The organism is Pseudomonas sp. KBN10P06128, assembly GCF_037574945.1.
In the GTDB taxonomy this organism is placed as follows: domain Bacteria; phylum Pseudomonadota; class Gammaproteobacteria; order Pseudomonadales; family Pseudomonadaceae; genus Pseudomonas; species Pseudomonas aeruginosa.
The window spans coordinates 2,890,821-2,903,641 of record NZ_JBBELR010000001.1 but is presented as its reverse complement, the minus strand read 5'-3'; the positions used below and the strand labels follow the sequence as shown (position 1 = coordinate 2,903,641).

General features: G+C 66.5%; 17 protein-coding genes. 1 reads left to right on the top strand and 16 read right to left on the bottom strand.

Translation table 11 applies throughout. The annotated features are described in order from the left end of the window. The first annotated feature begins 132 nt into the window (after positions 1-132). Positions 133-2,427 carry a beta-glucosidase BglX gene (gene bglX / locus VQ065_RS13855; RefSeq protein ID WP_003087736.1) on the top strand — a complete coding sequence of 765 codons (2,295 nt, stop codon included), beginning with the start codon at positions 133-135 and terminating at the stop codon, positions 2,425-2,427. Between the two features lie 102 nt (positions 2,428-2,529). Here bglX and pscL read toward each other — a convergent pair whose 3' ends face one another. From pscL to exsC, 16 genes are all read right to left on the bottom strand, one after another. Continuing rightward, entirely contained in the window at positions 2,530-3,174 is a 645-nt protein-coding gene (gene pscL, locus VQ065_RS13850; protein WP_003087735.1) for a SctL family type III secretion system stator protein PscL, read from the bottom strand. Continuing rightward, complete coding sequence (gene pscK / locus VQ065_RS13845) at positions 3,153-3,773, bottom strand: SctK family type III secretion system sorting platform protein PscK (protein ID WP_003087734.1); 621 nt, start codon at positions 3,771-3,773, stop codon at positions 3,153-3,155. The genes pscL and pscK overlap by 22 nt, the downstream gene beginning before the upstream one ends. A gap of 8 nt (positions 3,774-3,781) precedes the next feature. Further along, positions 3,782-4,528: a SctJ family type III secretion inner membrane ring lipoprotein Psc gene (gene pscJ / locus VQ065_RS13840; RefSeq protein ID WP_003120329.1), complete on the bottom strand. Its 747-nt coding sequence runs from the start codon at positions 4,526-4,528 to the stop codon at positions 3,782-3,784. After that, positions 4,525-4,863, bottom strand: coding sequence for a SctI family type III secretion system inner rod subunit PscI (pscI, locus tag VQ065_RS13835; protein WP_003120330.1), 339 nt, complete (start codon positions 4,861-4,863; stop codon positions 4,525-4,527). The genes pscJ and pscI overlap by 4 nt, the downstream gene beginning before the upstream one ends. Continuing rightward, a complete protein-coding gene (gene pscH, locus VQ065_RS13830) occupies positions 4,863-5,294 on the bottom strand; it encodes a YopR family T3SS polymerization control protein PscH (protein ID WP_003087731.1) in 432 nt (143 codons plus the stop codon). Before pscH ends, pscI begins: the two co-directional genes overlap by 1 nt. Beyond that, entirely contained in the window at positions 5,291-5,638 is a 348-nt protein-coding gene (gene pscG, locus VQ065_RS13825) for a YscG family type III secretion system chaperone PscG (protein WP_003109513.1), read from the bottom strand. Before pscG ends, pscH begins: the two co-directional genes overlap by 4 nt. Before the next feature lie 2 nt (positions 5,639-5,640). After that, on the bottom strand, positions 5,641-5,898 hold the full coding sequence (gene pscF, locus VQ065_RS13820; protein ID WP_003087729.1) for a type III secretion system needle filament protein PscF: 258 nt from the start codon (positions 5,896-5,898) through the stop codon (positions 5,641-5,643). A 2-nt stretch (positions 5,899-5,900) separates the two neighbouring features. After that, positions 5,901-6,104, bottom strand: coding sequence for a YscE family type III secretion system co-chaperone PscE (gene pscE / locus VQ065_RS13815; RefSeq protein WP_003100751.1), 204 nt, complete (start codon positions 6,102-6,104; stop codon positions 5,901-5,903). Further along, a complete protein-coding gene (gene pscD / locus VQ065_RS13810) occupies positions 6,067-7,365 on the bottom strand; it encodes a SctD family type III secretion system inner membrane ring subunit PscD (RefSeq protein WP_003087726.1) in 1,299 nt (432 codons plus the stop codon). Before pscD ends, pscE begins: the two co-directional genes overlap by 38 nt. A 1-nt stretch (position 7,366) precedes the next feature. Next, positions 7,367-9,169 carry a SctC family type III secretion system outer membrane ring subunit PscC gene (gene pscC / locus VQ065_RS13805; protein WP_023094103.1) on the bottom strand — a complete coding sequence of 601 codons (1,803 nt, stop codon included), beginning with the start codon at positions 9,167-9,169 and terminating at the stop codon, positions 7,367-7,369. Beyond that, a complete protein-coding gene (gene pscB / locus VQ065_RS13800) occupies positions 9,169-9,591 on the bottom strand; it encodes a YscB family type III secretion system chaperone PscB (protein ID WP_003109510.1) in 423 nt (140 codons plus the stop codon). The genes pscC and pscB overlap by 1 nt, the downstream gene beginning before the upstream one ends. Before the next feature lie 33 nt (positions 9,592-9,624). Next, positions 9,625-10,455, bottom strand: a complete 831-nt coding sequence (exsD, locus tag VQ065_RS13795; RefSeq protein ID WP_003109509.1) for a T3SS regulon anti-activator ExsD — start codon at positions 10,453-10,455, stop codon at positions 9,625-9,627. A gap of 97 nt (positions 10,456-10,552) precedes the next feature. Further along, on the bottom strand, positions 10,553-11,389 hold the full coding sequence (gene exsA, locus VQ065_RS13790) for a T3SS regulon transcriptional activator ExsA (protein WP_003120334.1): 837 nt from the start codon (positions 11,387-11,389) through the stop codon (positions 10,553-10,555). Positions 11,390-11,686: 297 nt separating this feature from the next. Continuing rightward, positions 11,687-12,100, bottom strand: a complete 414-nt coding sequence (gene exsB / locus VQ065_RS13785) for a YscW family type III secretion system pilotin ExsB (protein WP_003087711.1) — start codon at positions 12,098-12,100, stop codon at positions 11,687-11,689. Between the two features lie 8 nt (positions 12,101-12,108). Beyond that, positions 12,109-12,354, bottom strand: a complete 246-nt coding sequence (gene exsE / locus VQ065_RS13780; protein WP_003117722.1) for a T3SS regulon translocated regulator ExsE — start codon at positions 12,352-12,354, stop codon at positions 12,109-12,111. 8 nt (positions 12,355-12,362) lie between these two features. Beyond that, positions 12,363-12,800 (bottom strand): type III secretion system regulatory chaperone ExsC, encoded by a 438-nt coding sequence (exsC, locus tag VQ065_RS13775; protein ID WP_003100769.1) that lies wholly within the window; start codon positions 12,798-12,800, stop codon positions 12,363-12,365. Positions 12,801-12,821 lie beyond the last annotated feature (21 nt).

The window sequence follows — 12,821 nt, the reverse complement described above, 5'->3', positions numbered from 1 at the left end:
GCAGATTCGCCCATCGCCGTCTCGTTGACTTCCGCCCGCGCTGCGAACACCTTATGTCGCGCCCGCCGGGCGGCATGCCGCGACATGTCACGCCGCCACGACGAGCGTCTATCCAATAACGAGAAAACATGCATGAACAGGCTGTGTGTACTGGGGCTTCTCATCGGGCTGAGCGGGAGCCCGGCACTGGCGGCTGGCCAGGGCGAATCCGGCAATCCACCGGCTACCGACAAGGAGCGTTTCATCGCCAGCCTGATGGCTCGCATGAGCAACGCGGAAAAGATCGGCCAGCTACGCCTGGTCAGCGTCGGCGCCGACCATCCCAAGGAAGCGCTGATGGCGGACATCCGCGCCGGCAAGGTCGGCGCCATCTTCAATACCGTGACCCGCCCGGACATTCGCGCCATGCAGGATCAGGTCCGCCATAGCCGCCTGAAGATCCCGCTGTTCCATGCCTACGACGTGGCCCACGGCCACCGCACCATCTTCCCCATCAGCCTCGGCCTGGCCGCCAGCTGGGACCCCGAGGTGGTCGCCCGCAGCGCGCGGATCTCCGCCCTCGAAGCCAGCGCCGACGGGCTCGACATGAGCTTCTCGCCGATGGTCGACATCACCCGCGACGCGCGCTGGGGGCGGGTCTCGGAAGGCTTCGGCGAAGACACCTACCTGACCTCGCTGCTGTCCGGCGTGATGGTCCGTGCCTACCAGGGCTCCAATCTGGCCGCCCCGGACAGCATCATGGCGGCGGTCAAGCACTTCGCCCTGTACGGCGCGGCCGAAGGCGGCCGCGACTACAACACCGTGGACATGAGCCTGCCGCGCATGTTCCAGGACTACCTGCCGCCCTACAAGGCCGCGGTGGACGCCGGCGCCGGCGCGGTGATGGTCTCGCTGAACACCATCAACGGCGTGCCCGCCACCGCCAACCGCTGGCTGCTGACCGACCTGTTGCGCCAGCAGTGGGGCTTCAAGGGGCTGACCATCAGTGACCACGGCGCGGTGAAGGAACTGATCAAGCACGGCCTCGCCGGCAACGAGCGGGACGCCACGCGCCTGGCGATCCAGGCCGGTGTCGACATGAACATGAACGACGATCTCTACTCGACCTGGCTACCGAAGCTGCTGGCGGCCGGCGAGATCGACCAGGCCGACATCGATCGCGCCTGCCGCGACGTGCTGGCGGCGAAGTACGACCTCGGCCTGTTCGCCGATCCCTACCGGCGCCTGGGCAAGCCGGACGACCCGCCGTTCGACACCAACGCCGAGAGCCGCCTGCACCGCCAGGCCGCCCGCGAGGTGGCTCGCGAAGGACTGGTCCTGCTGAAGAACCGCGACGGCCTGCTGCCGCTGAAGAAGCAGGGGCGGATCGCGGTGATCGGCCCGCTGGCCAAGAGCCAGCGCGACGTCATCGGCAGTTGGTCGGCAGCCGGCGTGCCACGCCAGGCGGTAACCGTCTACCAGGGCCTGGCCAATGCCGTCGGCGAGCGTGCCACCCTGCTCTACGCCAAGGGTGCCAACGTCAGTGGCGACCAGGCGATCCTCGACTACCTGAACAGCTACAACCCGGAAGTCGAGGTCGATCCGCGCTCCGCCGAGGCGATGCTCGAGGAGGCCTTGCGCACCGCGCGCGACGCCGACCTGGTGGTCGCCGTGGTCGGCGAATCGCAGGGCATGGCCCACGAGGCCTCCAGTCGCACCGACCTGCGCATCCCGGCCAGCCAGCGGCGGCTGCTGAAGGCACTGAAGGCCACCGGCAAGCCGCTGGTGCTGGTGCTGATGAACGGCCGACCGCTGTCGCTGGGCTGGGAGCAGGAAAACGCCGACGCGATCCTGGAAACCTGGTTCAGTGGCACCGAAGGCGGCAATGCCATCGCCGACGTGCTGTTCGGCGAGCACAACCCCAGCGGCAAGCTGACCATGTCCTTCCCGCGCTCGGTGGGCCAGGTACCGGTCTACTACAACCACCTGAACACCGGCCGGCCGATGGACCACGACAACCCCGGCAAATACACCTCGCGCTATTTCGACGAAGCCAACGGCCCGCTCTACCCGTTCGGCTACGGCCTCAGCTACACCGAGTTCAGTCTCTCGCCCCTGCGCCTGTCCAGCGAACGGCTGGCCCGCGGCGACACCCTGGAAGCGCGGGTCACGCTCAGCAACAGCGGCAAGCGCGCCGGCGCCACGGTGGTCCAGCTTTACCTGCAGGACCCGGTCGCCAGCCTCAGCCGTCCAGTGAAGGAACTGCGCGGGTTCCGCAAGGTGATGCTGGAGCCCGGCGAATCGCGGGAGATCGTCTTCCGCCTCGGCGAGGCGGACCTGAAGTTCTACGACAGCCAGCTCAGGCACACGGCCGAGCCAGGCGAGTTCAAGGTCTTCGTCGGCCTGGACTCGGCGCAAACCGAAAGCCGCAGCTTCACCCTGCTCTGAAGGCGCCGACCGCACCGCCAGCGTCGCCGCCGCGGGCGAACGGCAGCGCCTCAGCCCTCGGCCCGGAGCCAACACCCGGGCCGGGGGCGGCGCCTGGTTCCCTCAACCGGCGTCCCCTTCCTCCTCGCCGCTCCGCGCCACGCCCTCCGTCAATGCGGCCTGCAACGCCGCCAACTGGCTGTCGAGCGATGCGTCGATGATCCCGATCTCGGTTTCCAGGATGCAACCGCCCTGGTCCAGCCGGGCATCGCCGACCACTTCCAGGTAGCCCACCTCGGGGAAATCCTTAAGCACCCGGGCGACCTGCTCGCGCACCGCGACCAGCTGTTCCGGCTGGACGTGCAGGATCACCTGCTTCTGGTTGCTCACCAATGCCAGTGCCTCGCGCGTGGCCGCCAGGGTCAGCTCGACAGCGTCGTAGTGGCGCAACACCTTGCGCACCGCCTGCAGCACCACCTCGCCAAGCTGGCGATCGACCTGCCGGTAGTAGCGATTGCAGCGCAGTAGCGTTTCCTGGATCAGCCCGGCCTGGCGCAGACGCGCCTCCTCCAATCCGGCCTCCCAGCCCAGGCGCTTCTGCTCCTGGTAAACCTCGTGGGCCTCGCGCTCGATTTCGGCGGCACGCTCGCGTGCCGCTTCCACCAGGCGGTTGGCGCTGAGGTAGTCCTGGTAGTCGCGGGCGCGCAACAGGGCCTGCCCGGGGGCCAGCCGTACGCGACTGGCGTCTAGTTCAACAAATGGAAGCATTCATCGCTCGCTTGTCGGGCGACCTTCAGGCACAGGGTCCGCGCCAGGGATCGCCGTTGTTCGTCGAAGGTCCAGTCCGCCGGGGCCGGCATGGCCTCCAGACGCAGGCGCAGGCGCCGCGAGAAACCGCAGTCGGCATCGCTACAGGCGGCCAGCCAGAAAGCCAGGCCGCAGCGCCGGAAATAGCCGTCTTCCGGGTTTTCCGGCAAGGCCCGCTGCCAGCCGGGCGGCCAGCGACCGATGAGCAGGTCGAGCTGCTCCAGGCAGAAGCGCTGGCCCTGTTCGCCGATCTGCGCGCGGATGCGCCGTACCCGCGCACCGTCCAGCACCTGCCGCAAGGCCTGGCCGTGCAGCAGCGCGCCGAGCCAGCCCAGGGTCCGTTCCAGCGCCGCCTGCGGGTAAAGGGCCAGCCCACCCAGTTGCGCGGGCATGCGGAACGCGCAGTCCAGTTCCAGCTGCTCCAGCAGCCAGGCGTTGAGAACGCTCTGTCGCCGCCAGTCCGGCAGCGCCGGCAGCAACCGCAGCAATACCGCGGGCAAGTGCGACTCGTGGATGTAGCGGGCCGGGCAGAAGCGCAACTGGTAGGCCGTCAATGGCATCGCGCCGCTCAGCCCCGTTGCCGGTGCCAGAAGAACTGCGCCAGGTTGCTCGCCAGCAGCAACGCCAGCAGCAGGCCGAACAGACCGAGCAGGCGTCCGCGCGAGTGCTCCGCCACCTGGATCGAGAAGACACTCTCGAAGCGTGGCGCCAGCGGGACCTGGCGGACCCCGGCCGACGGCACCAGCACCACGCTGATGCGGTCGTAGCTGAGGCCTTCGATGCCGTTGTTCACCAGTTGCTTGATCTGCGGCACGTAGGCATCCAGTTGCACGTCGGCGGCGTGCTTGATGAACACCGAGGCCGATGCCGGCGAGGACTTCCTGCCCAGTCCGTCGCGCTCCTCGGGCAGCACCACATGGACCCGCGCCACCAGCACGCCATCGATCTCGGAAAGGGTATGGGAAATCTCCTGGGCCTTGGCGTAGTTGAGCCGCGCGCGCTCTTCGATGGGCGAGGAAATCAGCCCGTCCTTGGGAAACACATCCTTCAGCGTGGAGAAGTTCTCCCGCGGATAGCCCTTGCGCTTGAGCACCTCCACCGCCTCGGCGATATCCGACTCCTCCACCAGCAGGCGCACGGTGCCATCCTTGTCCGCCTGCTTGTCCGCGGAAACGCCCTCCGAACGCAACAGCGCCAGCATCTCGTTGCCTTCCTTCTGGCTGATCCCGGTATAGAGTTCGACCTTGCACCCGCCCAACGCCAGGACCAGCGCCAGGAGCGCCATGCGCGACAGACCTTTCACCGTTCGCCTCATTGGGTCTTCATCAGGGTTTCGACGTTCTGGCTCATGCGCCCGACGGTCTTGGCGATCAGCTCTTCCTGCATGGTGATGCGCATCAGCGACCACTGCATCTGCATCAGGCTGTTGGGATCGTCGCCGGGCGTCGACAGCTCCACCTGCAACTCCTGCTTGGCCTGGCTGAAACGCTCCCTGATCTGCCCCAGTTCGCTGAGCAGGTCGCCGCCCAGGCTGCCGGCACCGCCCATCGCCCGTTCGAACTCGGCGACGTGGGCCGCGCCGGCCGGGCCGCCGGAGAGTTCTTCGAGACTGGTGATCTGCGCCTGGGCGCCCATCCGAGAGATATCCATCATGACTCCAGGTCGAGTTTGTGGCTGTTGCGCACGAGGTTGTCGAGCATGCCGTTGAGCGGGATCAGCACCTGCAATTCGCGACGCACCAGTTGCGCCAGGTATTCGCCGCCCGGCGCATGCTCGACTGCACCGAGCAACTGGAGGAGAAAGGTTTGCTGCTGGCGCCCCAGCGGCAGTTCCGCGCGGAGCATCGCCTTCAGCTCCAGGCGGTCCGCCTCCAACCCTTGCAGCGGCTGGGCAAAGCGCTGCAGCAGGCGCTCGCCGAGAGCGCCGCTCTCCAACCCGGCCAGGCGGCGTCCGGCCGCCGGCGGCTCGCCGCCGAGGGCCTGCTCGAAAGCCAGCACCTGATCGACAGCCGGCAGGTTCGCCGCCTTTGGACTGGCCGACGGATAGACGGCGAATCCCGGCGGCGTGTCGATGCGGCTCATGTCCGCACCTGGGCGCGCATGCCGGCGGCGAAGTCGGCCAGGGCAGGATCGCTGCTGCCGCCCAGCCCGGCCAGCCTGCGGTCCAGCGCGGCGCCCAGCCCCAGGTGCCACTCGCACAAGGCGAACCAGGGCTCCAGCGCCGGCCAGGGATTGCCATGGGCGAAGACCAGGGCCTCCTGATAGCGCCCCTGGTTGGCCAGGCTGGAAATCCGGATCAGCCGTGCCGCTTCGTCCTGTCCGAGGCGCTCCAGCCACTCGGCGATGCACAGCGCCTCTTCGTGGCAGTGCTGCCCGCTGCCGGCCAGCGCCAGTTCCGCCAATTCGCGTATCAGTGAAGTGTCCATGTTCAGATCTTCTGCAGGATGCCTTGCATCAGGTCGCGCAGCGCCCGGGTCACCGTCGAGTTGATGTTGTAGATGACCGACCACTTGTTGATCTTGTGTTGCAGCTCGGCCAGCAGCGCCGGGTTGTCGGCATTGTCGGTCCCCTGCAAGGCCTTGATCGCGTCGTTGACGTCCTTGTTCGCTGCGTTGGCCTGCTCCTTCAGGGCATTGGCCACGGTATCGAGGGTATTCCCCGGGTTGGGGTTGAATATCTGCGCCATGCTTAGTCCTCTGTGAGCTGCGAAAGAATGCCGAGACCGCCTTCGAGGGCCCGGGCCTGCTGTTGCAGGAATTGAAAGCGCTCCGGGCCGGCGCCTCTGGCCAGTTCCCGGCGACACTCCGCCAGCGCCGCCTGCAGACGCTGCCGGAGCGCTGCGGCATGCGTGCCGTCAGCGACCGACAGTCGCGTTTCCAAGGCTGTCATCATGGAGCACCTCCCCTTTGAGATTGATGATGAAACGCTGCTTGCCGCGGGCCACCAGGATCGACTCCGGCTCGATGGCGAGGATTCGCACACCGCGGGATGTCGAGGCGCCCACCGGGTATTTCTGGCCGTCGCCGAGCACTACATAGGGCACCCGCCCCAGCGACACCGAGCGCACCGTGAACTCCAGTTCGTCGCCGCTGGCGCGCTTGCCGCGACTGAGCAGCTCCAGGCTCGGGCGGTTGCCGAACTCCTGCTGGAACTCGCGCTGCAGGCGGTAGAAGGCGTTGAGCTGGACCTCGTCGAGCGTACCGCTCAGCTCGATGCGCTCGCCGCGCTCGCGGAAACTCAGTTGCCGGTCGAGGCCGGCGTCCGCCAGCAGGCGCTCGAGGCGGCGCAGGTGTGAGCCGGCCACCCGGACCTGGTTTTCCACCCCGAGCAGGCCCGGCACCTCGGACTCCAGCAATGCGTCGATCCGCGCCCAGCGTTCGTCCTGTTCCGCCAGTTCGCCGTTGAGCCGGACCCAGCCAGGCTTGTCCGCGTTGCTGCTGAGGATCTGCCGATAGCCGAATTTCTGCAGGATGAAATCCACGCCCTGGCGAATGTCTTCCATGCTCCGTGCTTCCAGTCGGTAGTCCACGCCGCTGCCATCGAGGTAGCGCTGCAGCGCCAGGCGCCGTGCGTTGTCCTCCAGGTAGCCGCCGAGCAGGAGACTGTCGCCCTGGCGCTGCACATCCACCTCGCTCATGCCCTGCTCGCGCAGGTAGGCGCGCACCTTCGCCAGGGGCTCCTCGCCGGCCATGCCGTGCTGGCGGGCCGACCAGGGTTCGACGAGCATGCCCAGCAGACACAGCGCCAGCGCCAGGCTGACGCCGAGCAGCCAGACCCCGCCGGCACGGGCGGACGACTTGCGGCGCACTGGCGCGGTCTGCACCTCGGCTTCGGGGAAACGCTCGGGAAAACTCCGCTGCGGGTCGCAGAATGCCCAGCGCAGCGGGCCGCAGGTCTGCCCGGCAAGCGCCTGCAGGATCGCTCCGGCGACTTGCGCCTGGCCGTCCTGGCGAGGCTCGCAGCCCTCCGCCCACTCCAGCAGGCGCACGCCCTGGGCATCGACCTCGAGCACCAGGTGGACTGCCGCGATGCCCTCGTCGAGCAACACCAGGTCGGCCTGCAACGGATCGCTGCCAAGCGCCACCCGGCCCTCTCCGAGCGAGACTTCGGCGCCCTGGTTCAGCCCGCTGTAGAAGCGGATCTTCCAGGCCATGCTAATTCCCGCGCTCCGCGCCGACGCACCAGGCGCCGTCCTTGGGACAGGCGCCGTCGGTCACCCGCCAGCCCTCCTGCGCCCCCATCCGGCAGGGCGTGAGGAACGAACCCTGGCCGGCCTGGCGCAAGCGCTCCTGTTCGGCCTTGGCCGGCGCCAGCGCCTGGCAGCGGGCGCTACCGAGCAGCTTGCGCAACGACAGGCTCTGGTTCGACAACTCGTCGATTTCAAGCAGGCCGCCGCGCAGGTCGCGACGGTTGTTCAGCGCCAGGTAATGGCCGACGCCATCGTCGATCAGGCGCGGCTCGATGAGGAACAGCCGCACCGAGCGGCGCACGGTGTCCGCGGTAGTGCGGAACAGCGCGCCGAGATAGGGAATGTCGCCGAGCCAGGGTACCTTGCGCTGGCTCTGGCTCAGTTCGTCGCGGTAGATGCCGCCGATCAGCAGGCTCTGGCCATGGCCCACGCGGGCGATGGTATCGATCACCGTGCGGTTGATCGTGGGGATCTTGTCCAGGCCGGCGCTGTTGGGTTTCTGGCTGCCGTCCTCGATGTGCAGGCTGAGGCTGATCTCCGGCGTATCGCCGAGAGTTACCACTCGCGGTGTCATTTTCAGCATGGTGCCGTAGGTGATCGCCTTCAGCTCGGCCACCCGCTCGCCCGTGACCCGCACATAGTAGGTTTCGCTCTGGTCGAGCACCGCCTGGGTATTCTCCTGGGTCAGCAGGGTCGGCCGGGATCCGATCTGCGCCTGCCCCTGGCTCTGCAACAGGGTGACCTTGGCCAGCAGGAAATCCAGCCCGCGACTGTCCACCAGGCTGCCGACCGCCCCGTTACCGGCGCCGCCGCCCTCCTCGCTATCCTGGCCGGTGGTGCGGATCTGGATCGACTTGTTGTTGCCCAGGCGAATCCCGGCGCTCCAGTCGACGCCCAGCTGGGCGAGGTTCTCGGCATTGATGTCGATGATCGACAAGCCGACCTCGATCCGCGCCGAGGGCCGGTCGAGGGCTTCGATCAGGCGGCGATACATGGGCAACCGGTCCTTGTGGTCGCGCACCACCACCGCGTTCAGCGACGGTTCCGCCTGGACCACCGCATGGCTCGATTGCGGTCCCGGGCGCAGCTTGCCCGGCTCGTCGCCCACCGCAACCACGTTGGCATCGCTGAGCACCCGCGAGAGGATGCTGGCGATGCCCGGCGCCTCGATCTCGTCGTCGCGGTACTCGATCTTGCGGTCCTCGGCGACCGCATAGCGCAGCGGGAAGATCTCCACGCTGAGGTCGCCGGTCTTTTCGCTGCGCAGGGTGTATTGCTGCTCCAGCACCTGGGCGGTCTGCTCGACCAGTTCGAGATAGCGCCCCGGACCGGACACGTGCACCAGCCGCCCGGAAGGGTCGGCACGCCAGCCGAAGCGCGGTTCCCAGATGCCGGCGGCGGTCAGCGCGCGCTTCAGCTCGGCCTCGCCGACCTGCTCCAGCCTCACCAGCCGCGATTGCATCTCGGTGGTCTTGAATACGTACAGCACGGTGCCGTCGTAGTACCAGCCGAGGTTGTAGAGGGAGGCCATCAACTGCAGGAAGGCCTGCGGGCTTTCCAGGTCGAAGCGACCGCTGACCTGGTCGTTGACCTTGTCGCTGACGATCACCGAGGCATCGTAGTTGGCGCCGAAGTTGGCCAGCACGTCGCGCAGGCTTTCGCCCTGCGCCACATAGTCGTAAGGCAGGCTGGGCCAGTCCAGCGGCTGCGCGCGCAAGACCGCGCCAGGCAGCAGCGCCAGCAGTCCGCCGATCAGCAGGCGGCGCATCAGGGACGCCACACCGGAACCTGCGGCGGCAACCCGCGGGGCAGCGGCTCCAGCTCCGGCGCCAGCGCCTCGAGCAGCCCCACCTGGGCGGCCAGGGCCCGTTCGAGTCGCTCGGGATCGAGGCCATCGAGGCCCAGCCGCGCCTGCAACAGCAGGCGCCCGTCCGCATCCAGGACGATGGCCTGGGGATAGCGCCGGCTCCAACTGGCGACCCGCGACAACAGCGCCCGCAGCAACCCCTGCTGGTCGCGCTGCGGGTCCAGGGGGGCGTGCTCCAGCGGGCTTTCCAGCAGCAGGTCGTCGCCCTGGCGCAGCAACAGGACGCTCTGTCCGTCGATGCGCAGGTGGTACGAACCCGTCCGATCGGCAACAAAGGGCCCTTGGCCCAGGCGAGTGGCCAATCCGCTCAACAGATGATCCATGATTCCTCGGTAGGGCCGGCTTTCGCCGGCCGCTCAGCTCTGCCAGTAGAAGTGATCCTGTGCCTGGCACAGGTTGCGTTCGTGCAGCCAGGCCTGGACGGCGTCCGCCGCGCCGACGTCGTCGTCCAGCCGGCAGAGAGGTTGCCAGAGGCATTCGAGGACCTCGGGGATCGGCTCGAAGCCGGCCAGCCCGCCGCTGGCGAGCAGCGTCGCCATGCCCCGCTGCCAGTTCGGCCAGGCGCTCTTCGCCAATGCCGAAGCCGTCTCCAGCTTGCCGGCCAGTTCGGCCACCTGTTCCTGGGTGCGCGCCTGGCACTTGGCGACCCTGGCCAGTTCCTCGCGGGCCTGCTCCGGCTCCAGCTCGGCCACGCGGGACCAGAATTCGGACTTGATTCGCAGTTGCCGAGACTGGGTTTCCAGCTCCACCAGCGACAGGCGCCAGCCGGGGATCGCCTGGTCGAGCAGGCTTTCCCACCAGCCATAGACCGGCAGCAGGACCCAATCGATCATCGACTGCGGCACGGCGAGGTTGACCCGATCGCCCAGTTCGGCGCACCAGCCGTCGTCGTCCTGCGCCGCGCAGAGGAGAATCTGCCGCACCTCTTCGCGCCCCAGTGCCAGGCCGCGCGCCAGGCGCTGCTGCAACCATTCGCAGCGGAACAGTTGCTCCAGCCGCAGGCGCGGCAGCATCCGCTGCAGCAACGCCAGTTGCCGCGCACTGATGATTCCGGACTCACGATACAAACTGCTCGATGCGTAACCCGGCACCCGACCCCGCGAGCGGGCGTCCGAGCCCACCACGGATACCCGCCTGCCGGCGAACACCGCTTCTCGGGAGTACTGCTTATCGTCTTCCTGCTCCATTCTCTGCCTTGGCTTCCTCACTACATTGCGCGCTCGTCAGAGCCTGCAATTTGGGCCGATTCTACTCATGCAGCCGCTACCGGGCTTTCAAAAAACGTCAGTTATTTTTAGCCCGGCATTCGTCCTTCCCCTGCCGCGAGCGGCTCGGTGTGCAGCCGAAACGGCGGCGATAGCTCTGGGTGAAATAGGACTGACTGGAAAAGCCCGCCTCCATGGCGATGTCGACGATGCTCATGTCGCTGTTGAGCAGCAACTGATGGGCATAGAGGATTCTCCGCTCGCTGATCCAGGCGCGCGGCGAAACCCCGTAGACACTGCCGAACAGCTCCTTGAAGGTGGTCAGCCCCATGCCGAACTCGCGGGAGAAGTCGGACAGCTTCCACTCGTTGAGGTAGTGCTTCTCCATGAATAGCTGCAGACGCTCGACATGCCGGTTGCTCAGTTGCCGCAGGACCGACATCAGCAGCGGCCCCTGCGGACTGAACGCGAAGAGCATCAGCAACTCCTCGATCTTCAGGCAGGCGAGCATCGGCGGATGCTCATGCACAAGCAATTCCTTCAACCCCTTGACGCAACCGGCCAGCAGAGGCGTGGCAGCGAACGCGATGATGCCCGGCACGGGCTCGTCGCAACGCTCGACTTCGCTCAACAGCGCGCCGAAGCGCTGGACGAAGCCTTGTAGAAACTGGGCAGATAATGGAATCCAGAGTATTCGGCTGTCCTTTCCCTTGGTACTTACGACATAGCTTCCGCGGCGGACGAAAAGCAACTCGCCAGGCGCCAGGCAAAAAGTGGAATCGATGTCCTGGACGGTCAGTTCGCCCTCGAGCAGAACATATACGCCCTCTTCCTTGTTTACCCTGTATTCGAAAGTTGGAATGTTCCAATGACAAGACGTTATCTGCTTTCGGCCAAGAGATTTGGCTCCTTGCATATTATAAGAACCCCAACACTTCCCGTCGTACCTTGAATGCCCCGCCTAGCGGAGAGGCATGAATACGCTCCGTTTTATTGATTTTCAAAGCCATGAGCACGGAGTCGATTTTATAATAATCAGGATTATCCGACGTGCGCTGATTCGCAGAGCGAGTCGGCTTCCGCCAATTAATCCAGCCTTCTTTAGAAGCGGAACAAAAGTACCAGTTTTATTATTCGAGGCCTTCCCTGACAACGAACGAGACTTGCACTTCTTTAATCTCCATACGCACTTTCCGAAACAGCAGGCAATGTATCAATCGTTGCCAGATCTTTCTTCCGGGCGAGCGGCCGTACAATTCGGAAAACAGTCGCGCCGAACCAGCCGGACCCGCTCATCGACGCCCGCCGCCACCCGCTGCCAGGCGCTCGCCTGGACCGCCGCGACGCCCACCCAGGAAAGCTCGGTGCGCAGGTACAACGCCTCGCCCTCCAACCTGTCGACCTCCAGATCGAAGGCATAGCGCAACGGCAACCCGGACACCCGGTAGCGCCGCTCGGCAATCGTTTGCATTCTTCCCTGAACGACGGCATACAGGCGCAGCCTGAGTTGCGCCTGGCGCGCCTGCAGGGAAACGCCGCCCACCGAACCGCCCACCGTCACCTTCGGCGACATCGGCGCGGGCTGGCTGACGCAACCGCCGAGCAGCAACGCCAGCGGCAACAGCATCCAGCACCTCACCTGCGCCGGACCGTGCGCGCCTCCAGCGGCGTGCCGTCGCCGTCGGCGAGGCGCTGCAAGGCCTGCTCGCTGCGCGGATCGCCAGCCACGTTGCGCGCCAGCCAGCGCGCCAGCCCGGCCACGCTGGAACGGTCGTCGCCGCGAACGGCCGCGCGGGTCACCGAACGCCCCTCGAAATGCCCCACCGTCTCGGCTCCTGCGTCTTGGGACGGCTGCACCGGCGAAATCGATTCGATTTTCATGGGGCCACTCAAACCCTCATGCCGACCGCAGCGACCGCCTCGCGATCGCTGTCGCACGGCAGCAGGCGTTGCCAGAACTCGGCGTGGTCGAGCAGGTTGGCCAGGGTCGCCTCGAAGCATTCGAGGGTCAGTTGCGCTGCGAGAATCTGCGCATACAACTGGACCTTGCCGGTCAGCTCGTCGAAGCCGAAATGCAGATCGAAACGGTGCCAATGGCGGTTGAAGCTGGCGAGCTGGCGAAAGATCCCCTCGCCCAGCACATCGATGCCCGCCACATCGGCCTCCAGCAACAGACGCTCGCGCTCGGCGAGCAGCAACAGGGTGACGCCCACCTGTTCGTCGAACAGCAGGCTCGCCATGCCCTCTTCGTCGAGGGACAGGGAAGGCAAACCGATACGGCCTGCGAACTCGGCAAGCAGTCGGTTGACCTTGCTCGTTAAATCCATGGGGGCGCCTCCTAAAGCTCA

Coding starts and splice junctions, on each gene's coding strand:
- bglX (WP_003087736.1), top strand. CDS start 133: ATGAACAGGCTGTGTGTACTGGGGCTTCTCATCGGGCTGAGCGGGAGC.
- pscL (WP_003087735.1), bottom strand. CDS start 3,174: ATGCTTCCATTTGTTGAACTAGACGCCAGTCGCGTACGGCTGGCCCCC.
- pscK (WP_003087734.1), bottom strand. CDS start 3,773: ATGCCATTGACGGCCTACCAGTTGCGCTTCTGCCCGGCCCGCTACATC.
- pscJ (WP_003120329.1), bottom strand. CDS start 4,528: ATGAGGCGAACGGTGAAAGGTCTGTCGCGCATGGCGCTCCTGGCGCTG.
- pscI (WP_003120330.1), bottom strand. CDS start 4,863: ATGGATATCTCTCGGATGGGCGCCCAGGCGCAGATCACCAGTCTCGAA.
- pscH (WP_003087731.1), bottom strand. CDS start 5,294: ATGAGCCGCATCGACACGCCGCCGGGATTCGCCGTCTATCCGTCGGCC.
- pscG (WP_003109513.1), bottom strand. CDS start 5,638: ATGGACACTTCACTGATACGCGAATTGGCGGAACTGGCGCTGGCCGGC.
- pscF (WP_003087729.1), bottom strand. CDS start 5,898: ATGGCGCAGATATTCAACCCCAACCCGGGGAATACCCTCGATACCGTG.
- pscE (WP_003100751.1), bottom strand. CDS start 6,104: ATGATGACAGCCTTGGAAACGCGACTGTCGGTCGCTGACGGCACGCAT.
- pscD (WP_003087726.1), bottom strand. CDS start 7,365: ATGGCCTGGAAGATCCGCTTCTACAGCGGGCTGAACCAGGGCGCCGAA.
- pscC (WP_023094103.1), bottom strand. CDS start 9,169: ATGCGCCGCCTGCTGATCGGCGGACTGCTGGCGCTGCTGCCTGGCGCG.
- pscB (WP_003109510.1), bottom strand. CDS start 9,591: ATGGATCATCTGTTGAGCGGATTGGCCACTCGCCTGGGCCAAGGGCCC.
- exsD (WP_003109509.1), bottom strand. CDS start 10,455: ATGGAGCAGGAAGACGATAAGCAGTACTCCCGAGAAGCGGTGTTCGCC.
- exsA (WP_003120334.1), bottom strand. CDS start 11,389: ATGCAAGGAGCCAAATCTCTTGGCCGAAAGCAGATAACGTCTTGTCAT.
- exsB (WP_003087711.1), bottom strand. CDS start 12,100: ATGCTGTTGCCGCTGGCGTTGCTGCTCGGCGGTTGCGTCAGCCAGCCC.
- exsE (WP_003117722.1), bottom strand. CDS start 12,354: ATGAAAATCGAATCGATTTCGCCGGTGCAGCCGTCCCAAGACGCAGGA.
- exsC (WP_003100769.1), bottom strand. CDS start 12,800: ATGGATTTAACGAGCAAGGTCAACCGACTGCTTGCCGAGTTCGCAGGC.